Raw genomic sequence first — 20,026 nt, 5'->3', positions numbered from 1 at the left:
GACCGGAGATTCCCCCATGACACTGGCCATTTTTCTTGGATCGCTGCTGGGCGCCATGGCGCTGGGCATCCCCATCGCCTTTTCGCTGCTGATCTGCGGCGCCGCGCTGATGTGGCACCTGGATCTGTTCGACGCGCAGATCCTGGCGCAGAACCTCATCAACGGGGCGGACAGCTTTCCGCTGCTGGCGGTGCCGTTCTTCATGCTCGCCGGCGAGCTGATGAATGCCGGCGGCCTGTCGCGCCGCATCGTGCAGTTCGCCATGGCTCTGGTCGGGCACATCCCGGGCGGGCTGGGCTATGTCGCCATCGTCGCGGCCGTCATCATGGCGGCGCTCTCCGGCTCGGCGGTGGCAGATGCGGCCGCCCTGGGCGCCCTGCTGCTGCCGATGATGGTGGCCGCGGGGCACGACCGGGCCCGCTCCGCGGGGCTGATCGCCTCGGCCAGCATCATCGCGCCGGTGATCCCTCCCAGCATCGGCTTCGTGATCTTTGGCGTGGCCGCCAACGTCTCCATCTCCAAGCTGTTCCTGGCGGGCATCTTCCCCGGCGTGCTGCTGGCCGTGTCCCTGTGGGGCACCTGGTGGTGGATCGCGCGGCGCGAGCAGGTGGTGCCCGCCCCCCGGAAGACCCGCGCCGAGGTGCTGCAGGCCCTGCGGCAGGCGACGTGGGCCCTGGTGCTGCCGGTGATCGTGGTGTTCGGGCTGAAGTTCGGCATCTTCACGCCCACCGAGGCGGCCGTGGTGGCAGCGGTGTACGCGCTGCTCGTGTCCACCCTGGTGTACCGCGAGATCGGCCTGCGCGACCTGCGGGGCCTGTTCATCAGCGCGGGCAAGACCAGCGCGGTGGTGATGTTTCTGGTGGCTGCGGCCATGGTGTCGGCGTGGCTCATCACGGTGGCCCAGCTGCCCGCGCAGGTGGTCGTGCTGCTGCAGCCCCTGCTGGACAACCCCCGCGTGCTGATGCTGGCGATCATGGTGCTGGTGATGGTCGTGGGCACGGCCCTGGACATGACGCCCACCATCCTGCTGCTCACGCCGGTGCTGATGCCGGTGGTCAAGGCCGCCGGCATCGATCCGGTGTACTTCGGCGTGCTGTTCATCATCAACAACGCGATCGGGCTGATCACGCCGCCGGTGGGCACGGTGCTCAATACCGTGGCCGGGGTGGGCAAGGTCGGCATGGACGAAGTCACCCGCGGCGTGATGCCCTTCATGCTGGCGCAGTTCGTGGTGATGTTCCTGATGGTCGCCTTCCCGCAGCTGGTGATGGTGCCCGCGCGCTGGTTCTATTGACGCTGCGCCCCCCTTTTTTTCCTCGACTTGCAACCCCTGGAGACAACCCATGAAACGCCTTCTTCTCAAGACCCTGGTGGCGGCCCTGGCCGTGGGCGCCGTTGGCCTCGCCGCGGCGCAGGACATCCGCGAGCGGTCGTTCAAGCTCGCCCTGCAGAACCCCAAGGGCCATCCCCTGGCCAGCGGCGCGGAAAAGTTTGCCGAGATCGTGGCGGCACGCTCCGGTGGCAAGCTGAAGGTGAATGTGTTCCCGGGCGGCACGCTGGGCGGCGACGCCGCCAACGTGAGCGCCCTGCAAGGCGGCACCATCGAGATGGTGGTGCTGAACTCGGGCATCCTGGCGGCGCAGGTGAAGGAATTCGTGGTGTACGACTTCCCCTTCATGTTCGCCAACGCGAAGGAGGCCGACGCCGTGGTGGATGGCCCCTTCGGCCAGAAGCTGCACGCGAAGCTGCAGGACAAGGGCATCGTGGGCCTGGCCTACTGGGAGCTGGGCTTTCGCCAGCTGACCAATGGCCGCCGTCCCGTCACCAAGGTGGAGGACATCGCGGGGCTGAAGCTGCGCGTGATCCCCAACCCGATCAACATCGACTGGGTGAAGGCGCTGGACGCCAACCCGACGCCCCTGGCGTTCCCCGAGCTCTATGCGGCGCTGGAGCAGAAGGCCGTGGACGGCCAGGAAAACCCCATCAGCGTCATCCAGGCCAACAAGTTCGCCGAGGTGCAGAAGTACCTCACGCTGACCAACCACCAGTACAACCCGCAGTCCGTCATCTTCAGCAAGAAGGTGTGGGACGGGCTGAACGCCGCCGAGCGCAAGGTGCTGCAGGACGCCGCCGTGGAGGCCGGCACGTTCCAGCGCCAGCTGACCCGCGAGCAGGCCAGCGGCAGCGTGGAAGAGCTGCGCAAGGCCGGCATGCAGATCACCGAGTTCTCGCCCGCGGAAACCGCCAAGCTGCGCGACCGCATGAAGCCGGTGATCGAAAAGCACGGCGCACCCATCGCGGACACCGTCAAGGAGCTGCAGGCCGCGCTGGACAAGCTGCGCAAATGACACCGCTGCGGCGCGGGCACGGGCCCGCGCCGCCCTTTCACCGATCCCCTCTGGCTTTTCCATGATCCGCGGCACGACCTCCCTCATCGCCCACATCGGCTACCCCACGTTCACGTTCAAGTCGCCGATGATCTACAACCCCTATTTCGAGCACGCCGGCATTGATTCGGTGGTGGTTCCGATGGGGTGCCAGGCGCAGGACTACCCAGAGCTGCTGCGCTCGGTGTTCCGCCTCACCAACATCCAGGGGGCGCTCATCACCATGCCCCACAAGGTCAGCACCGTCGCGCTGCTGGACGAGGCGAGCCCGGCGGTGCGCATTGCGGGTGCGTGCAACGCCGTGCGGCGCGATGCGCAGGGCCGCCTGCAGGGCGACCTGTTCGATGGCGAGGGCTTCGTGCGCGGCGTGCGCCGCAAGGGTCTGCCGCTGCAGGGCGCGAGCGCGCTGGTCGTGGGCACCGGGGGCGTGGGGTCGGCCATCGCCGCCTCCCTGGCGGCGGCGGGCGTGGCGCGGCTGCAGTTGTTCGACGTGAACAGCGCCTCGGCCGACGGCCTGGCGCAGCGGCTGACAGCCTGCTACCCCGGGCTGGCCGTCGGCACCGGCACGCGGGACCCGGCCGGCATGGCGCTGGTGGTGAACGCCACGCCGCTGGGCATGCACGAAGGCGACCCCCTGCCGCTGGATGTGGAGCGCCTGGAGCCGGGCACTTTCGTCGGCGAGGTGGTGATGCGCGCCGAGATGACCGCCTTTTTGCAGGCCGCGCAGGCGCGGGGCTGCCGCGTGCAGGTGGGCTCGGACATGCTGTTCGAGCAGATCCCCGCCTACCTGGAGTACTTCGGCCTGCCCGTGGCCACCCCCGAGCAGCTGCGGGCACTAGCCCGCCTGGACGCCTGACGCAAAGCAAAGCCCCCTTGGAAGGAATGCCCGTGAATTCATCGCACCGCGAAGAAGTCCCCGACCTGCCCAACCGCCTGGGCATCGAGGGCATCGAGTTCATCGAATACGCCACCAGCCGCCCGCAGGCGCTAGGCCAGGTGCTGGAGCGCATGGGGTTTCGCCCCGTGGCGCGCCACCGCTCGCGCGAAGTCACGCTGTACCGCCAGGGCGGCATGAACCTGGTGGTGAACGCCAACCCCGACGATGCCCGCGTCAGCGCGACGGTGGACGGCCACCCCGTGCTGTCCGCAGTGGCGCTGCGCGTGCGGGACGCGCTGCAGGCCCACCGGCGCTGCCTGGAGCTGGGCGCCTGGGCCGTGGCCAGCCATGCGCAGGCCATGGAGCTGCACATCCCGGCCATCCACGGGCCGGGTGCCAGCCGCTTCTACTTCGTGGACCGGTGGCAGGAGTTTTCCATCTACGACATCGACTTCACGCCCATCCCCACGGTGGACCCGCACCCGCCGGCGCTGGCGGGCCTGGGGTACTTCGGGGTCGTCCAGTACATCGGCTGCGACCGGGCTGCGGACTGGATCGCTTACTACGAGCACATGTTCGACTTCCGGCTGCTGCCGGACGAGGAGCGCTTTGGCATCCTGCCCAAGGGCAAGCTCATGCGCAGCCCCTGCGGGCGCTTCCTGTGGCAGCTGATCGAGCCCGACGCGGGGCTGGAGCACGACGCCACGCCGGAGTGCCTGCAGCGCATCGGCTTCGGCACCCCCGACGTGGGCGCCGCCGTGGCGGCGCTCAAGGCCCGCGGGGTGGAATTCGTGGAGTCCAGCCGCTTGCACCCCGAGGACCGCGGCGCGCTCACGCGCACGGCGCTGGAGTCGGTGGCCTTCGAGCTGGTGCACCAGGATGCGTGAGGAGGCCGTGATGATGAGCGCAGGCGCCCTGGCCGGGTACGGCATGGACACCATCACCCTGGCCGGCCCGCTGGAGGCGAAGCTGGACGCCATGCGGCGCGCGGGCTTCAGCCAGGTGATGCTGAGCGCGCGCGACCTAGTGGGCCACCCCGGCGGCGTGCAGGCCGCGACCGAGGCCGTGCGCGCCAGCGGCATGCGCCCCACCGGGTTCCAGGTGTTGCGCGACTTTGAGGGCCTGTCCGGCCACCTGCACCACTACAAGGTGGACATCGCCAAGGCCATGCTGGAGATGTGTGCGGCCACCGGCAGCCGGGTGCTGCTGGCCTGCTCGTCCACCTCGCGCCATGCCACGGAAGACCGGGACGCGATTGCGCGGGATTTGCGCAAACTGGCGATGCTGGCCATTCCGCTCGGCATCCGCGTGGCCTACGAGGGATTGTCCTGGGGCCGCACGATCAACGAATTCACCAGCGGCTGGGATGTGGTGTGCCGCGCGGACTGCCCCAACCTGGGCGTGGGGCTGGACTCGTTCCACATCTTTGCCGCCCAGACGTCCCTGGAGGCCCTGGCCGAGATCGACCCCGCGCGCATCTTCCTGGTGCAGCTGTCGGACTTCATGTGGAACGAAACCCCGACGTTCGAAGAACGCATAACCACGGCCCGCACCTTCCGCGTGTTTCCCGGCGAGGGGGTGCACAGCGAGCAGCTGGCCGACCTGGTGCTGCGGCTGGACCGCATCGGCTACCGGGGCGACTACAGCTTCGAGGTCTTCAACGACGACTACCAGCAGCTGCCGCTGGACATGGTGGCCGCGCGCGCGCGCCGCAGTGCGCTGTGGCTGCACAACGACGTGCTGCACCGCGCCGCGCCCCTGCCGGAGTGGACGGCGGCGCCCGGGCGACCGCAGGGCCACGCTGGCCGCGCCATCGCGGCACAATCCTTGCCATGAACACCCGAACCTTAGGCCCCTTTTCCGTCAGCGCCATCGGCCTGGGCTGCATGAACCTCAGCCACGCCTACGGCGCCCCCGTCACCCCCGAACAGGGCGAGCGCGTGCTGCTGGCCGCGCTGGACGCTGGCGTGACCCTCTTCGACACCGCGGCGCTGTACGGTTTTGGCGCCAACGAAACCCTGGTGGGCCGTGTGATGAAGCCGCACCGCCACCGCTTCACGCTGGCCAGCAAGTGCGGCATGCAGGGCGTGGACGTGGCCGGCGACGGCAAGCTGGTGCGCGTGATCGACGGGCGGCCCGCCACGCTGCGCCAGAGCTGCGAGGACAGCCTGCGCCGCCTGCAGACGGAGGTCATCGACCTGTATTACCTGCACCGCTGGGACCGGCAGGTGCCCATCGAGGACAGCGTGGGCGCGCTGGCCGACCTGGTGCGCGCGGGCAAGATCCGCAGCATCGGCCTGTCGGAAGTGTCTGCCGCCACGCTGCGGCGTGCGCATGCGGTGCATCCGATTGCCGCGGTGCAGACCGAATATTCGCTGTGGACGCGCAACCCCGAGATCGCGGTGCTGGACGCCTGCCGCGCGCTGGGTGTGGCCTTCGTGGCCTTCAGCCCCGTGGCGCGGGGGTTCCTGTGCGGCGAGCTGCGCGACGTGGCCGCGCTGGATGCGAAGGACATTCGCCGCGCTATGCCGCGTTTCGCTCCGCAGGCCTATGCCGCCAACCTGCAGTTGCTGGACGGGTACCTGCAGGTGGCGCGCGACGTAGGCTGCACGCCCGCGCAGCTGGCGCTGGCGTGGCTGCTGCACCGGGGCGAGCACATCATTCCCATCCCGGGCACCACGCGCGTGGAGCACCTGCACGACGACCTGGGCGCGGTGAACGTGCGGCTGGACGCCGCCACCCTGGCGCGGCTGGACGCGCTGATCAACGAACGCACGGTGGTGGGCCCCCGCTACAACGCGCAGAACGCGAGCGAAGTGGACACCGAGAACTTCGAAGACCGCGCGCCGCAGGGCTGAGCGGCCCGCGGAGGGCGGCTACCGCCCCCGCAGCGTGCCCTGCTCGTCGGCAATCACGATTTCCACGCGGCGGTTCATCGCGCGGCCTTCGGGCGAGGCGTTGTCCGCCACCGGGTAGGCCTTGCCGTAGCCGCGCACCGTGATGCGGTTGCTGTTCACGCCGCGCTGGACCAGCGCGTCGCGCACCGACTGGGCGCGCCGGTCCGACAGGTCCTGGTTGTAGCTGTCCGAGCCCACGCTGTCGGTGTACCCCTCGATGAGGAGTCGGCGGTCGGGGAACTGCTGCAGGAAGCTGGCCAGCTTGTCCAGCCGGGGCGCGGCCTGGGCCGTGAGTTCGGCCTTGTTGAAGGCAAACAGCACATCGCCCAACGTCACCAGCAGCCCGCGTTCGGTCTGCCGGGCCTCCATGTCGCGCAGCTGCGCTTCCAGCGCCCGCACCCGGTCCTGTGCCGCGGCGGCCTGGGCCTGGGCGGCCTGGGCTGCGGCCTGCTGTTGGGCCGCGCGCTGTTCGGCGCTCAGGGCCTGCGCCTGCGCCTGCTGGGCGCGCAGGCGGGCCTGGTCGGCCTCCAGCGCGCGGGCCTGCAGGCGGATGCGGTCGGCCTCGCTGCCGGCCTGCTGGATGCTGGCGTCCAGCTGCCGCGCCCGGGCGGCATTGGCCGCAATCTCGGCGCGCTGGCGGGCCAGGTAGGACAGGTGGTCGGTCTCGGCCACGTCGCGGTCATCGGCCCACTGGCGTTCGGCGCGGGCCAGCGCGTCCGTGGCGTCCTTGAGTTCTACGGGAGCGTACTGGTTCACTACGGGATCTCCCGCGGTGGCGCTCACGGCCGCACGGGCCTGTTCCAGTGCGGCGGACGGCGGCGTGCTGGCGCAGGCGGCCAGCAGGCCCACGGCGATCAGGCTGGTGCACAGGGTGGTGGTTCGGTGGATCAGAGAATGCATGGCGGTGTTCCTTCGGAAAGCCCGCCGGCGGGCGGCGGGGACGTGCAGGGGCAAGGCGGCGGCGGGTGGCTCGATCAGCGCGTTCAGCGCGGTGAGCGGCGCTGGATCTCGTCCTGCAGGGCGCGGATGCTGTCCTGCACCTGGGCGAGGTTGGTGGCGTTGCGGGCGGCGTCGGTGCGGGTTTCCGCGACGCGGGCATCCACTTCGGCCTCGGCCGCCAGCCGCCGCGCCATGCGGTAGTCCTGCTGGGCCATGGCCTTCTCGGCCTGGATGAGCTTTTCCTGGGCACGTTGCAGATCGGCCGGGGCCGTGGCGGCGGTGGCCGGCGCGGCAGCCACGCGCGTCACGGTGGTGCGGGCGAGCGCCATCTGCTCGGTGGGGGCTGGCGCGGACGCGCAGGCGGCCAGCAGGCCCAGCGCCAGGGCTGCGGCCGCGGGGCGGAAGAGGGCGGACGGTTGCATGGTGGTAACACTCCTTGGCAATGGATCGGCGGGGCGTGATCCGTCGAAAGCGGCGCGGCCCCGATGGGGCAAGCCCGGTGCGGGCTTTCCAGCGGTGCCTGGATTGTGGGAACGCTGGCGCCGCGGCGCGCGTAGGCCCGGCCCGGCTTTGGAGGTGGGCGGCTTCTTACGAAAGCCTGCCCGGGTGCCGCGCCCGGCCGTGCGCGGCGGTGTCCTACGGCCGGCGCCGCGCGGCCGTGGCACGCTTGCAAAGCCCGGTCGTTCGGCCGGGTTGACCCCACCTTGACCCCATCCCTATCACTACGGACCGAAGGAGCATTGGCCCGCATGCAGGATTCCGCTTTCCTGGACTGGATTCGTTCGACGTTTGTTCTCGGGATTCCCTTGTGGAGCCTGCTGGTGGCCCTGGTGGCCACGGTGGCGACGTATGCCGCCATCCTGCTGGTGCTGGGCGTGCTGACCCACCGCGCCCGGCACTGGGCCGGGCAGTCGCACAGCGGCGTGGCGGCCACGGTCGTGGATGTGCTGGAGGGCACCAGCCGCTTGCTGATGCTGGTGGTGGCGCTGCTGGTGGGGGCCAGTTTTCTGGACCTGCCGGGCCGGTGGGAGAGCCGGCTGAGCCAGCTGTGGTTCGTGGCGGTGGCGCTGCAGATGGGCCTGTGGGGCATGCGGGCCATCGGCATTGGCGTGCGCCACTATCTTGCGCGCCACGGCTCCAGCGGCATGACGCAGGTGGGCGCCTCGGCCACGCTGATGTCCTGGGGCTTGCGCACCCTGCTGTGGAGCGTGATCCTCCTGGCCATCCTGTCCAACCTGGGGGTCAACATCACGGCCTTCATCGCCAGCCTGGGGGTGGGCGGCATTGCCGTCGCCCTGGCCGTGCAGAACATCCTGGGGGACCTGTTTGCCTCGCTGGCCATTGCGGTGGACAAGCCGTTCCAGGTGGGGGATTTCGTCGTGGTGGGCAACGTGGCGGGCACGGTGCAGATGATCGGGCTCAAGACCACGCGCATCCGCAGCCTGCAGGGCGAAGAGGTGGTGATGTCCAACACCGACCTGCTCAAGCAGACCATCAGCAACTACCGGCCCATGCGCGAGCGGCGCATCGTCTTTACCTTTGGCGTGGCCTTCGACACCCCTGCGGAGCAGGTCGCGGCCATTCCAGGCGTGGTGCAGCGCGTGGTGGAAGGCCTGCCGCAGCTGCGTTTTGACCGCGCCCACTTCAAGGCTTTTGGCGCCAGTTCGCTGGACTACGAGGTGGTGTACATCGTGGAGGACGCGAGCTTCAACGTCTACATGGACCGCCAGCAGGCCATCAACCTGGCCTTGCTGCGCGAGTTCCGGGACCGGGGCGTGCAGTTTGCCTTCCCGACCCAGACCGTGCATGTGGCGAGCGTGCCCGAGCTGCGCACGGCTGCCCCAGATGCTGCGGCCGGTGGAACCGGAGGGGCCGGTGGATTCGCCGCGGCCCCAGGCAGCGCGGCGCCTCCTGCGGCGCCCGTGTAAAGGGCGTACCGCCCGCCAAAAAAGAAGCCGGTGCCTGGGGACAGGCGACCGGCTTGAACAGGGTAATTGCTCGGGGCCGTGCTGGCAGGCCCTGGCGGGCTGGTTCAGTGCGGCCCGAGCGCTTCTTTCTTTATCTTCATGCAAGGGAGCCGGCGCGGGCCGGCCCCGGGATCACTTGGAAACCACGCGCACCATTTCCAGGCACTTGTTGGAGTAGCCCCACTCGTTGTCGTACCAGCTCACGACCTTGACGAACGTGCCGTCCAGCGCGATGCCGGCGTCGGCGTCGAAAATCGAGGTGCGGGTGTCGCCACGGAAGTCGGTGGCCACGACCTTGTCCTCGGTGTAGCCCAGCACGCCCTTCAGGGCGCCTTCGGACTGGGCCTTCATCTCGGCCTTGATCTCGTCGTACGTGGCGGCCTTGTCCAGTTCCACCGTCAGGTCCACCACCGACACGTCGGAGGTGGGCACGCGGAAGGACATGCCGGTCAGCTTCTTGTTCAGGGCCGGAATCACCACGCCCACGGCCTTGGCTGCGCCGGTGCTGCTGGGGATGATGTTTTCCAGGATGCCGCGGCCGCCGCGCCAGTCCTTGTTGGACGGGCCGTCCACGGTCTTCTGCGTGGCGGTGGCTGCGTGCACGGTGGTCATCAAGCCGCGCTTGATGCCCCACTTGTCGTTGAGCACCTTGGCCACGGGGGCCAGGCAGTTGGTGGTGCACGACGCGTTGGAGATGATGGCCTGGCCGGCGTAGGTGCTGTGGTTCACGCCGAACACGAACATGGGCGTGTCGTCCTTGGAGGGTGCCGACAGGATGACCTTCTTGGCGCCGGCGTCGATGTGCTTCTGCGCCGAGACCTTGTCCAGGAACAGGCCGGTGGACTCGATCACCACGTCGGCGCCCACTTCGTTCCACTTCAGGTTGGCGGGGTCGCGCTCTTGCGTCAGGCGGATCTTCTTGCCGTTGACGATCAGCGTGTTGCCTTCCACCGCCACGGTGCCCTTGAAGCGGCCGTGCACCGAGTCGTACTGCAGCATGTACGCCAGGTAGTCAGGCTCCAGCAGGTCGTTGATGCCCACGACCTCGATGTCGCTGAAGTTCTGCAGGGCCGAGCGCAGCACGTTGCGGCCGATGCGGCCGAAGCCGTTGATACCAATCTTGATCGTCATAGTCACTCCAACAAAGTTGATTTCCAAAAGTCCCAAAACTCAAAGGGGCCCCGCATCGCTGCGGGACCCCTGGCAGATCACTTGCGCTTGAGGGCGGCGAGCACCGTGGCGGCGACGTTCTCTTCGGTGAAGCCGAAGTGCTTGAACAGCACCGGCGCGGGTGCGGATTCACCGTAGGTGTCGATGCCGACCACGGCGGCGCAGCCGTACTTCCACCAGCCGTCCGTGGCACCCATTTCCACGGCCACGCGGGGCAGGCCTGCGGGCAGCACGGCCTTCTTGTACTTCACGTCCTCGCGATCAAACGTGGTGGTGCTGGGCATGGAGACCACGCGCACCGGCACCTTGCGGTCGGCCAGCAGGCGCTGGGCCTTGAGGGCCAGCTGCACTTCCGAGCCGGTGGCGATGATCACGGCCACGGCCTTCTTCTTGAGGCCCACGTCGGCCGGCTCGCTCAGCACGTAGGCGCCGCGGGAGATGTCGCCCAGGTCGCGCTTGGGCGCGTAGGGCAGGTTCTGGCGGCTCAGCAGCAGGGCGGTGGGCTTGTCCTTGTTGGACAGGGCCACGCTCCAGGCCACGGCGGTCTCGGCCGTGTCGGCGGGGCGCCAGACGTCCAGGTTGGGAATCAGGCGCAGGCTGGCCGCGTGCTCGATGGACTGGTGCGTGGGGCCGTCTTCGCCCAGGCCGATGGAGTCGTGCGTGAACACGTGGATCACGCGCTGCTTCATCAGCGCCGCCATACGGATGGCGTTGCGGCTGTAGTCGCTGAAGGTGAGGAACGTGCCGCCGTAGGGGATGAAGCCGCCGTGCAGCGCCACGCCGTTCATGACGGCGGCCATGCCGAATTCGCGCACGCCGTAGTTGATGTGGCGGCCGCCCACGCCGGCTTCGTTCTTGACGACGGCGCCTTGCAGGTCAAAGCGCAGGTTGGGCGTGCTCTTGGTGTTGGTGAGGTTGGAGCCCGTCAGGTCGGCAGAGCCCCCCAGCAGCTCGGGCAGCGCGGCGGTGAAGGCTTCCAGCGCCAGCTGGCTGGCCTTGCGGCTGGCCACGGTCTCGGCCTTGGTGTGGGCGGCCACCACGGTGTCCACCGCCACCTGCGCGAAGTTGGCGGGCAGCTGGCCCCGCATGCGGCGCGTGAACTCGGCGGCCAGCTCGGGGAAGGCGGCCTGGTAGGCGGCAAAGCGTTCGTTCCAGGCCGCTTCGGCCTGCTGGCCGCTGGCCTTGGCGTCCCAGGCGGCGTACACCTCCTGCGGGATGACGAACGGCTCGCTCGTCCAGCCCAGGGCTTCGCGGGTGAGCTTGATTTCCTCGGCGCCCAGGGGCTCCCCGTGGGCCTTGGAGGTGTTGGCGCGGTTGGGGCTGCCCTTGCCGATGTGCGTCTTGCACACGATGAGGGTGGGGCGCTCGGTCTGCTTCTTGGCCTCGGCAACCGCCTCGGCCACCTTGTCGGCGTCGTGGCCGTCGATGGGGCCGATCACGTTCCAGCCGCTGGCCACGAAGCGCAGGGGCGTGTTGTCGGCAAACCAGGGGGCCACCTGGCCGTCGATGGAGATGCCGTTGTCGTCGTACAGGGCGATCAGCTTGTTCAGCTTCCAGGCGCCGGCCAGCGAGATGGCTTCCTGGCTGATGCCTTCCATCAGGCAGCCATCGCCCAGGAAGGCGTAGGTGTGGTGGTCCACCACCGCATGGCCTTCGCGGTTGAACTCGGCGGCCAGCAGCTTCTCGGCCAGCGCAAAGCCCACGGCGTTGGTGATGCCCTGGCCCAGCGGGCCGGTGGTGGTTTCCACGCCGGGGGTCACGCCCACTTCGGGGTGGCCGGCGGTCTTGCTGTGCAGCTGGCGGAAGTTCTTCAGCTCGCCGATGGGCAGGTCGTAGCCCGTGAGGTGCAGCAGCGAGTAGATCAGCATCGAGCTGTGGCCGTTGGACAGCACGAAGCGGTCGCGGTCGAACCAGCCGGGGTTGGCGGGGTTGTGCTTGAGGTGGCGCGCCCACAGGCCCACCGCCATGTCGGCCATGCCCATGGGGGCACCGGGGTGGCCAGAATTGGCTTGTTGAACGGCGTCCATGGCCAATGCGCGGATTGCATTGGCCATCTGTTGGGATTGCTGGGTGTCGGCCATGGGGGAGGTGGGGTCAGGGTGGTGGTACGGGGGAAACCCGGCATTTTACCGGGGCGGCCCCGGCCCCGGGCCGGCATGTTGCGGCGCCGGCTCTCCCGTCCGCAGGGCACCGCGCTTCGGATTTTTCTCCCCCTTTGGGCCGGGTCGGCCGGTGGGCACCAGCGGTGGGCTGCGGTTCAAAACGGTGGCAGCGCTTGCGCCGCCGGGGCCGGCAGCTATCGAATCAGGAGCCGGGCCGGCGTGCGGGGCCTCGGCCTGCACCCGCGCCGGCGCCCCCTGTGGACACGGCGCGCCACCGGCACCGCGCGGCCGGCAGAGGGGAATGTTCGATGCGATTTGTAATGATTTTGGCCGCCAGCGCTTGTCCATAAAGCGCTGGAAGCTACTGTTTTAATAGCTATTTCGCCTTACGGGACCTGAACGACCACTGCGGCGGAGGGCGGGCCCTCCTGCCCCTGCGGATCCACCTCGCTCACCTGGTAGCCGTGGCTGCCGCTGGGCGCAGCGGGGTCGAGGTAGCGTGGGTCGCTGGTGGTGGCGATGGGGGCGCCGTCGCGGTAGATGCGGTAGCGCGCCGATCCGTCCAGGAACGACTGCTTGACGGCCTGCATCTGCGGGTTGGCGTTTTGCAGCGGCAGGTAGCCATAGTTCACCGTCCAGACCAGCGTGCCGCCCAGGCCTTGGGCGCGCACCCATTGGCCCTTGGCGGCAATGGAGCGTTCGTCCTCATAGCTGAGGTAGGTCACCGGCGTGCCCGGGCCCCGCTGCCACGGCTGGGTGTAGGTGATGTAGCTCTGCTGGGCCACGTCGTCCCAGTGGTAGACGGCGCCGGGTTGCCCGAACGCGTTGTCGTTCACCAGCCGCTGGAAGTTGTTTTCCCAGTCGCCGTTGTTCATCCAGCCTTGCATGCCGTCCAGGCTCTGGCGCGGGCCGGTCACGGGGCTGTTGTAGTAGGCCCCGTACAGCCCGATGCCGATGCCCAGCTTGGCGCGGGGCACCCCGGCGTTCAGGTACGCCTGCACGGTGGATTCGATGGACGTGGGGTGGTACGTGTCCGCGCCGAACAGTGGCGAGTGGTGCCACGACAGCCAGCCCCAGTCGCCGGCCATGCTGTAGGTCATGAGGTTGAAGCGGTCCACCGCGCCGGCCACCTCGGCGTGCCACGGCGTGACGTCCGGTTCGTTCTTGTTCACCCAGAAGCCGGGCCAGCTGAGTTCCAACGGCTGGGCCTGGTAGCGGGGCCGCTGCTCCGAGGCGGCCCGCAACTCACGCAGCAAGGCCAGGGCCTGGGCGCGGGCTGCGGGGGTGTCCAGGTTTTCTTCCCAGTCGATGTCCACGCCGTCGTAGTTCTTCTGCACGGCCTTGTCCAGGATGTTCTGGATGAACCGCGCACGCACCGTGGCGTTGGCCGTGGCGGCCAGGAAGCCCGGGCCGTCGCTGTCGCCGCCCACCATCATGATGGCTTTCACGCCGGCCGCATGGGCCTTGGCGATCAGTGTGCCCTCCACCTGCGCGTGCGCGCCGCCTGCGCCTTCCAGCAGGTCGCCGGCGCGCCCGCCGGGCAGCGAGCCCAGTGCGGGCGCATAACGGCCAAAGACGAAATGCGTCATGGTGCCCATGTCCACGGCCTCGGGCGGGTAGGTCTCCCAGAACCAGCCGGCGTAGTAGCCATTCACCCACTTGCGGCCCTGGGGTGACGCGGGCCAGGCCAGGCGCACGCCCGCCGCCGTCACGGTGGCGCTGAGGCCCCCGGTGTTTTCGGGCGGAGGGGGTGGTGGTGGCGGCGGCGGTGTGACGCGAACGGTCACCGATACCGAAGCGCTGGCCGCGGTGCCCGCCGCGTTGCGGCACGCCAGGCCGTAGGTGGCGGTGGCTGCGGGCTTCACGCTGGCGCTGCCGCTGGGCGACCGGGCGCCGCTCCAGCCGGCGTCCTGGGCGCTGCTGGCCGTGCAGGCCACCGCGTTGTCGGTGTTCCAGGTGAGGATGCTGGTGCCCCCCGCGTCAATGGTGGCCGGCTGCGCGGAGAAGCCGGTAATGCGCGGCGGCGCGGGGGGTGGCGGGGGTGGTGGCGGCTCGGTGGCTGCGGCGCCCTGGATGAACAGCTGCGCCAGGCCTTCGCCGCCGGCCTCGTAGTACTCCATGCGCACCGTGTGCGTGCCAGCGCTCAGCGGGAGTTGTGCCGTGTCCTCGGTGATGCCATGGCGCGCCCAGTTGTTGATGACCCGCTTGCCGTCCACGAACAGGCGCACGCCGTCATCGGTGTAGGTCGTGAACCGGGCGGTGCCGGCTTGGAACGGCAGGCTTGCCGTCCAGCGCGTGGAAAACGCGTCCACGGGCAGGCGTGGGTCGGGGCTGTCGGTCATCCAGTAGTAATCGATGGGGCCGGCTTCGCAGCGCGTGAGCACCGCTGTGCCCGATAGTTTGGTGTTGGGAAAGTACTCAGCCAGCCATTGGCCCGGAGGGCAGGTGAGCGCGAGCGCCTGCGTGCCCGCCAGCAAGAGGGGCGCAGCCAGCACAAATGATGCGAGGCGAAGGGGGGTGGTGCGGTATCGACTTTTCATGGGTTGTACGGATCAGGAAGAGGAAGCCTGGGTCAGTGCGGTGTTCAATGCAGCCCAGTCACCAGCGCTCAGGTGCGGCCGTACCGTGTCGAGCACGGCGTCGAAGGCAGGGGGCGGTGCGGCGTCGCGCAGGCCGGCCAGTAGTGCTGCGCGCTCGGGGGTGGGCAGTGCCGGAATCATCCAGCGCATGAACAGCAGGTGCTGCGCCGGGGGGAGGGATGCGGCGATGCGCTCTTCCAGCGCGCGCAGTTCGGCGTCGCTGTGGCGGGCCCACAGCACCGGGTTGTGCTCGGCCTCCTCGGCGTGCATGTGGATGAAGTTCTCGGCCACGAACAGCGCCAGCTTGCGGTACAGCGCCGTCACGGCCTGTTGCCGATCCGGCCCGATACCCGTGGGCAGCGCGCGGGCCATGGCGCACAGCTCTGCGATGGCGTGCAGGTGGTGTTTGTGGTCGGCGGCGATCGGTGCGGTGGAACCGGGCCGGTACGCCTCCATCGCGGGGTGGATGAATTCGTTTTCATGCTCCAGGTGGCTGGCGCAGGTGTCGCACAGCACCAAGACCCGTTCGCATACGTCCTGCATTTCGGCGCTGTCGCGGGCGTCGCAGCGGCCGACAGCGGACAGGGTGTCCATCATCATGGCGCGCAGGCCCTTGTGGATGCCGGCGTAGATGTCCAGGCGCGGGACAGAGGATGTCGGTGGATTTTTCATGATGATTTGGAGCCCCAGTGCTTTCCCATAAAGCGCTGGGTGCTCATTTTTTTGGTGATTCAAACAAGGCGGCGCGTGCGCAGGCCCGCCAGGAGCATCAGCGCAGCCAGCAGCAGCACGCCCCATTCGGAAAGCGTGGGCACGCTTTGAACGCCACCGCCGGAGCCGCCCACGGGCGCCACGCCGCCCGTGGGCGGGGCCGATGAGCTTCCCCCTGCGTTGGTGGCTGTCACGATGAAGGTATAGACCGTGCCGTTGGTCAGGCCTGTCACGGTGCAACTCGTTGCGGGCGCCAGCACGGTGCACGTGGCGCCGCCGGGTTGGGCCGTCACGGTGTAGCTCACGGGCGGGGTGCCGGTGGTGGGCGCCTGCCACGATACGGTGACTTGGGCATTGCCCGGCGTGGCCGTAACGTTGGTGGGTGCGCCGGGGGCGCCGCCCGCCAGCAGGGTGACTGGCAGGCCCGCCGATGCCATGCCGCCGGTGAACAGCGTGGCCAGGTAGGGGCCGGCGGGCAGGCCTGGGGCGCGCGGGCGTGCCATGAACTGTGTGGCGCTGGACTGCTGCGCTGGCAGCCAGAACTCTGCGCCGTCGTCCACGCGGCGCAGCCGCACCAGGGGCGCGTGCGTGGCCGACTGGCTGGTGGCGCCGCCGCTGCCTTCGCCGTCGCTCAGGAACCGCTGGCCGTCCAGTTGCAGCGTTCCGCCCGAGGCAAGCAGGACGGGGCTGGCGCTGGTGGCGTCGGGGCGGCGGCCGCCCGGCACGTCGTTGCTGCGGCCATAGAGCACCGTGGCGGCGGAGCCGTTGCTGGTGCCGCCGCCAGCGATGAGCACCTGGCCGCTCGCCAGCACGGTGGCGGTGTGCGCCCAGCGGGCCATGGGCATGGCACCGGCGGGCTCCCACACGCCGCGCGCAGGATCATAGGTTTCGGCGGAGGCCAGCATCACCGCGTTGAGGTAGCCGCCCGTGACCAGCACGCGCCCGTCGGGCAGCAGCGTGGCGGAATGGAAGGCGCGGCCTTCCTGCAGGTCGCCGGTGGCCTGCCAGGTGTTGGTGGCGGGGTCGTAGATTTCAGTGCTGGCGAGCGCACCGACGTGGTTGCCGCCGCCCGCTACCAGCACGCGGCCGTCGGGCAGCAGCGTGGCCGTATGCTGGATGCGCGCGGCGGCCAGGCTCGGGCCGGCGCTCCACTGGCCGGTGGCGGGGTGGTAAATCTCCACGCTGCCGGTGGGCTGGTTGCTCACTTGCCCTCCCGCCACCAGTACGCGCCCGTCGGGCAGCAGCGTGGCGGTGTGGCCGGTGCGCGGGCTTTGCAGCGCACCCACCGGCTGCCAGGTGCTGGTGGCGGGGCTGAAAACCTCGGCCACCCCGGCCGAGCCGACGGTGCCGTCGCTGCCGCCCGCGATCAGCACGTTGCCGTTGGCCAGCAGCGTGGCGGTGTGCCCGTGGCGGGGATATTGCAGCGAGGCCACGGCCGTCCAGGTGTTGGCGGTGCTGTCGTAAATCTCGACGTTGGCGATGCCGGGCGCCGTCGGGTTCTGGCCGCCCACGGCCAACACGCGCCCGTCACCCAGCAGCGTGGCCGTGTGCTTGAAACGGCGCTGCTGCATGGCAGCCGCGGTTGTCCACTGGCCCGTGGCCGGGTGGTAGCGAAAGGCGCTGTCGCGCGCGCCGCCCTGGCTATTGTCCGCGCTGCCGCCGGTTACCAGCACGTCGCCGCCGGGCAGCAGCGTCGCGGCGGGCCGCACGCGCGTGTCGGGCAGCGCGCCGTTGAAGCTGGCGGAGACGTCCCAGCGCAGGCGCTCGGCGCTTTGCAGCGACGCCACCGCGCCCACGCCGCCTGTCACCAGCACCTCGCCGGTATGCAGCAGCAGCGCGCCCAGCGCGCTGCGCGCCTCGGCCAGGGGCGCGAAGACGGACGACAGGCCTGCGACCGGGTTGTAGATCTCGACCACGGCGGTGGGCGTGCCCGCCGCCTCGCCGCCCGCCAGCAGCACGCGGCCATCGGGCAACAGGATGGCGGCATGGCGCTCGCGTGCGGCGTGGAGCGCGGGACCGGGGGTCCAGGTGTCGGCGGCAGGGTCGTAGAGCAGCGTGGAGGTCAGCGCGCCGGTGCCGTCCGAGCCGCCCGCGACGAACACGCGGCCGTCCGGCAGCAGTGTGGCGGTGTGGTCCCGGCGCGGCGTGGGCAGGGGCGCGGCGCCCGCCCAGGTACCGTCTGTGGGGCTGTACAGCAGAGCGGCGGTGGCCGTGGATTCGCCGTTGTCGATGCCGCCCACGGCCAGCACGCGCCCGTCCCGCAGCAGCGTGGCCGTGTGCTGGCGCTTGCCCGCGCCGCCCATCTGGCCTGTAACACTCCAGGTGCGTGCGGCGGGGTCGTACAGCTCGGCCGATCTCAGGCCCTCCTGGCCGCTCGTGCCGCGCCCGCCAGCGATCAGAACGCGCCCGTCCGCCAGCAGTGTGGCGGTGTGCTGACGGCGGCGCACGGCCATGGTGCCCGCATCGGTGAAGGCGTTGGTTTGCGGGTCGAACGTGGCGGTGGCCGTGACCGATGCGCTGCCGTTGATGCCGCCCGCGAACAGCACGGTGCCGTCGCGCAGCGGTGTGGCCGTGTGGTCGGCGCGCGGGCCGGGCATGTCGGGGCCGTTGCTCCAGCGGCCGGTGGCGGGGTCATAGAACTGCGTGGTGGGGCGCGGCATGGAGCCAACCTGCCCGCCGGCAACGAGAACGCGCCCGTCACTGAGTTGCGTGGTGGTGTGGCGGGCGCGGGCGCCGGCGAAAGTTCCGGCCGCCTGCCAATCGGTGGCGGCGGTGGCTGCTGTGGCCGCGGCCAGTCCCAGGCACAGCGCGGCTGCGCCCAGCACACGCCGTTTGCGGGCGGCCCAACGGGTATCTGTCATGCGAAATCCCCTTCGAGGAAAAACAAAACGGGCCCGCTGTGGGCCCGTGGTGGATTCTTCGGAAAGGCAGCCGCCGTGGCGACAGCTGTTCAGCGCGTTTTTGCAGCCGATTGTTCGGCGCCGGCCTCCAGTGTGGGCGCAACGCCCCGTTCACGCTTGTACGCCCGCGCGAGGATGGCGCCGGTGGAATAGCCCACGGCGTCGGCCGCCTGCTGCAGCGTCAGGCGCTTTTCCTTGAGCATGCGCTCGGCCAGGTGCACGCGCCAGCGCGCCAGATACCGCATGGGCGGCCACTGCATCTGGGCCTGGAAGCGCTGGGTGAACGTGGTGCGGCCGAGGTGGCACAGCGCGGCCAGGCGGGTCGCCGTCCAGGGTTCGGCGGGGCGGGCGTGGATCGCCTCCAGCGCCGGCGCGATCCGCGGGTCCCGCACCGCCGCCGGGGCCAGCGACGCAGCGGGCGTGGCGCGCTCCGGAGCCTGCAGCCATTCGAGCACCAGGTGCTGCAGGAGGGCCGTCATGGCCTGGGTCATGCCCACGCCCTTTCCGCCGGCGCGGATGTCGCTGATCCATTGCACCACCTGGGCCATCAGGGGCAGCCAGGTCGGGTTGCTCGACCGGTTCATGCGCATCACGGGCGGCAGGCCGGCGACGAGCGGGTGGCTTGCCAGATCGGCGGTCCAGTAGAAGCTGCCCGTCCAGGCCAGCGGTGCCGCATCGCCGCCCACCGTCAGGTTGTAGGTGGAGCCGTGGCGCACGGGCTTGTGCGACAGCAGGGTTTCCCACGGTTGAAGGGGGGCTTGCGGGTCGGTGAAGACCTGATGGCGCCCCGCATGCGGCAGGAACACCACGTCGCCGGCTTCCAGCGCTATCGGTGCTTGGTCTTCCCACTGAATCCACCAGCCCTCCGTCCCCACCACGTACAGCGGCGCGCGCTTGCGGCTGGAAATCTCCAGGCGCAGCGGCGGCAGCAGGTGGAACTGCAGGTGCAGGAAGGGCGTGAAAACCAGTCCCTCGACAACTTTTTCGTAGGTGGCGGCGGCTTTGTCGTTGCGGGGGGCAAGGGCGGGCATGGCGCGATTGTGGCAGCGCACCCGGCGCGGCTGCCGCGTGTAATACAGTCCCTCCCCATGCAAGGACTGCACCTCACCGCCGATCTTCAAGGCTGCCGCTGCGCGGCCCCGTGGCTGCTGGACGCCGCAGTGCTGGGCCAGGCCTGCGTGGAGGCCGTGCGCGCCGCCGGCCTGCAGCCCGTGGGCCAGCTGTTCCACCAGTTCCCCGCATCGGCCCACGGCCCGGGCGGCGTCACGGCCACCGTGCTGCTGGCGGAATCGCACCTGTGCGTGCACACCTGGCCTGAGCAGCGCGCGGTCACGCTCGATGTGTACGTGTGCAACTTCAGCGCGGACCACTCCAGCAAGGCCCAGGCGCTGCTGGGCGCCCTGCTGGCGCTGTTTGAGCCCACCTCCGTGCACCGCCACAGCCTGCAGCGGGGCGCGCTGCCGGCGCAGGCCGGAAACCCCGCCGCAGCCCCGGGCC

At 69.8% G+C, this 20,026-nt stretch carries 15 protein-coding genes and 1 pseudogene; 8 read left to right on the top strand and 8 right to left on the bottom strand.

Going from position 1 to position 20,026, the window contains the following annotated elements; translation table 11 throughout:
• Nucleotides 1-16 precede the first annotated feature (16 nt).
• The 6 genes from ACOYR3_RS21785 to ACOYR3_RS21760 all read left to right on the top strand — a co-directional run bounded on the left by ACOYR3_RS21785 (nt 17) and on the right by ACOYR3_RS21760 (nt 6,122).
• On the top strand, nt 17-1,294 hold the full coding sequence (locus ACOYR3_RS21785; RefSeq protein WP_422844386.1) for a TRAP transporter large permease subunit: 1,278 nt from the start codon (nt 17-19) through the stop codon (nt 1,292-1,294).
• 49 nt (nt 1,295-1,343) lie between these two features.
• Nucleotides 1,344-2,348, top strand: coding sequence for a TRAP transporter substrate-binding protein (locus ACOYR3_RS21780; protein WP_422844385.1), 1,005 nt, complete (start codon nt 1,344-1,346; stop codon nt 2,346-2,348).
• Between the two features lie 61 nt (nt 2,349-2,409).
• The gene (locus ACOYR3_RS21775) at nt 2,410-3,243 is read left to right on the top strand and encodes a shikimate dehydrogenase family protein (protein WP_422844384.1); all 834 of its coding nucleotides are present in this window, start codon (nt 2,410-2,412) and stop codon (nt 3,241-3,243) included.
• 26 nt (nt 3,244-3,269) lie between these two features.
• A complete protein-coding gene (locus ACOYR3_RS21770) occupies nt 3,270-4,151 on the top strand; it encodes a VOC family protein (RefSeq protein WP_422844383.1) in 882 nt (293 codons plus the stop codon).
• Between the two features lie 13 nt (nt 4,152-4,164).
• Nucleotides 4,165-5,100: a sugar phosphate isomerase/epimerase family protein gene (locus tag ACOYR3_RS21765; protein ID WP_422846637.1), complete on the top strand. Its 936-nt coding sequence runs from the start codon at nt 4,165-4,167 to the stop codon at nt 5,098-5,100.
• On the top strand, nt 5,097-6,122 hold the full coding sequence (locus ACOYR3_RS21760; RefSeq protein ID WP_422844382.1) for an aldo/keto reductase: 1,026 nt from the start codon (nt 5,097-5,099) through the stop codon (nt 6,120-6,122). Before ACOYR3_RS21765 ends, ACOYR3_RS21760 begins: the two co-directional genes overlap by 4 nt.
• An 18-nt stretch (nt 6,123-6,140) precedes the next feature.
• On the opposite strand, the gene ACOYR3_RS21755 is transcribed toward ACOYR3_RS21760, so the two are convergent.
• Together ACOYR3_RS21755 and ACOYR3_RS21750 are read right to left on the bottom strand one after the other, a co-directional pair.
• Nucleotides 6,141-7,061, bottom strand: coding sequence for an OmpA family protein (locus tag ACOYR3_RS21755; RefSeq protein ID WP_422844381.1), 921 nt, complete (start codon nt 7,059-7,061; stop codon nt 6,141-6,143).
• Nucleotides 7,062-7,144: 83 nt separating this feature from the next.
• A complete protein-coding gene (locus ACOYR3_RS21750; protein WP_422844380.1) occupies nt 7,145-7,522 on the bottom strand; it encodes a DUF4398 domain-containing protein in 378 nt (125 codons plus the stop codon).
• A gap of 327 nt (nt 7,523-7,849) precedes the next feature.
• On the opposite strand from ACOYR3_RS21750, the gene ACOYR3_RS21745 reads away from it, so the two are divergent.
• Nucleotides 7,850-9,028: a mechanosensitive ion channel family protein gene (locus ACOYR3_RS21745; RefSeq protein WP_422844379.1), complete on the top strand. Its 1,179-nt coding sequence runs from the start codon at nt 7,850-7,852 to the stop codon at nt 9,026-9,028.
• A 171-nt stretch (nt 9,029-9,199) separates the two neighbouring features.
• On the opposite strand, the gene gap is transcribed toward ACOYR3_RS21745, so the two are convergent.
• From gap to ACOYR3_RS21715, 6 genes are all read right to left on the bottom strand, one after another.
• Nucleotides 9,200-10,198, bottom strand: a complete 999-nt coding sequence (gene gap, locus ACOYR3_RS21740; RefSeq protein WP_422844378.1) for a type I glyceraldehyde-3-phosphate dehydrogenase — start codon at nt 10,196-10,198, stop codon at nt 9,200-9,202.
• 77 nt (nt 10,199-10,275) lie between these two features.
• The gene (tkt, locus tag ACOYR3_RS21735; RefSeq protein ID WP_422844377.1) at nt 10,276-12,318 is read right to left on the bottom strand and encodes a transketolase; all 2,043 of its coding nucleotides are present in this window, start codon (nt 12,316-12,318) and stop codon (nt 10,276-10,278) included.
• A 407-nt stretch (nt 12,319-12,725) separates the two neighbouring features.
• On the bottom strand, nt 12,726-14,879 hold the full coding sequence (locus tag ACOYR3_RS21730) for a glycosyl hydrolase family 18 protein (protein ID WP_422844376.1): 2,154 nt from the start codon (nt 14,877-14,879) through the stop codon (nt 12,726-12,728).
• Between the two features lie 12 nt (nt 14,880-14,891).
• Nucleotides 14,892-15,590: a hypothetical protein gene (locus ACOYR3_RS21725; RefSeq protein ID WP_422844375.1), complete on the bottom strand. Its 699-nt coding sequence runs from the start codon at nt 15,588-15,590 to the stop codon at nt 14,892-14,894.
• 59 nt (nt 15,591-15,649) lie between these two features.
• A complete protein-coding gene (locus ACOYR3_RS21720; protein ID WP_422844374.1) occupies nt 15,650-18,490 on the bottom strand; it encodes an IPTL-CTERM sorting domain-containing protein in 2,841 nt (946 codons plus the stop codon).
• Nucleotides 18,491-18,579: 89 nt separating this feature from the next.
• Entirely contained in the window at nt 18,580-19,560 is a 981-nt protein-coding gene (locus tag ACOYR3_RS21715; RefSeq protein ID WP_422844373.1) for a cupin domain-containing protein, read from the bottom strand.
• Between the two features lie 57 nt (nt 19,561-19,617).
• On the opposite strand from ACOYR3_RS21715, the pseudogene speD reads away from it, so the two are divergent.
• Nucleotides 19,618-20,001: pseudogene (gene speD, locus ACOYR3_RS21710) on the top strand (adenosylmethionine decarboxylase); the annotation flags it as partial.
• Between the last annotated feature and the right edge of the window lie 25 nt (nt 20,002-20,026).

The sequence above is a fragment of the Acidovorax sp. M2(2025) genome, from assembly GCF_049330835.1.
GTDB lineage: Bacteria > Pseudomonadota > Gammaproteobacteria > Burkholderiales > Burkholderiaceae_C > Acidovorax.
The sequence above is the reverse complement of the archived record's forward strand: the minus strand, read 5'-3'. Positions and strand labels throughout refer to the sequence as shown.

Bases quoted from the DNA above. Each gene is read 5' to 3' on its own strand.
- ACOYR3_RS21765 (WP_422846637.1), top strand. From the start codon at position 4,165: ATGAGCGCAGGCGCCCTGGCCGGGTACGGCATGGACACCATCACCCTG.
- ACOYR3_RS21730 (WP_422844376.1), bottom strand. From the start codon at position 14,879: ATGAAAAGTCGATACCGCACCACCCCCCTTCGCCTCGCATCATTTGTG.
- ACOYR3_RS21750 (WP_422844380.1), bottom strand. From the start codon at position 7,522: ATGCAACCGTCCGCCCTCTTCCGCCCCGCGGCCGCAGCCCTGGCGCTG.
- ACOYR3_RS21775 (WP_422844384.1), top strand. From the start codon at position 2,410: ATGATCCGCGGCACGACCTCCCTCATCGCCCACATCGGCTACCCCACG.
- tkt (WP_422844377.1), bottom strand. From the start codon at position 12,318: ATGGCCGACACCCAGCAATCCCAACAGATGGCCAATGCAATCCGCGCA.
- ACOYR3_RS21760 (WP_422844382.1), top strand. From the start codon at position 5,097: ATGAACACCCGAACCTTAGGCCCCTTTTCCGTCAGCGCCATCGGCCTG.
- ACOYR3_RS21785 (WP_422844386.1), top strand. From the start codon at position 17: ATGACACTGGCCATTTTTCTTGGATCGCTGCTGGGCGCCATGGCGCTG.
- ACOYR3_RS21755 (WP_422844381.1), bottom strand. From the start codon at position 7,061: ATGCATTCTCTGATCCACCGAACCACCACCCTGTGCACCAGCCTGATC.
- ACOYR3_RS21745 (WP_422844379.1), top strand. From the start codon at position 7,850: ATGCAGGATTCCGCTTTCCTGGACTGGATTCGTTCGACGTTTGTTCTC.
- ACOYR3_RS21720 (WP_422844374.1), bottom strand. From the start codon at position 18,490: ATGACAGATACCCGTTGGGCCGCCCGCAAACGGCGTGTGCTGGGCGCA.
- ACOYR3_RS21715 (WP_422844373.1), bottom strand. From the start codon at position 19,560: ATGCCCGCCCTTGCCCCCCGCAACGACAAAGCCGCCGCCACCTACGAA.
- ACOYR3_RS21770 (WP_422844383.1), top strand. From the start codon at position 3,270: ATGCCCGTGAATTCATCGCACCGCGAAGAAGTCCCCGACCTGCCCAAC.
- ACOYR3_RS21780 (WP_422844385.1), top strand. From the start codon at position 1,344: ATGAAACGCCTTCTTCTCAAGACCCTGGTGGCGGCCCTGGCCGTGGGC.
- gap (WP_422844378.1), bottom strand. From the start codon at position 10,198: ATGACGATCAAGATTGGTATCAACGGCTTCGGCCGCATCGGCCGCAAC.
- ACOYR3_RS21725 (WP_422844375.1), bottom strand. From the start codon at position 15,590: ATGAAAAATCCACCGACATCCTCTGTCCCGCGCCTGGACATCTACGCC.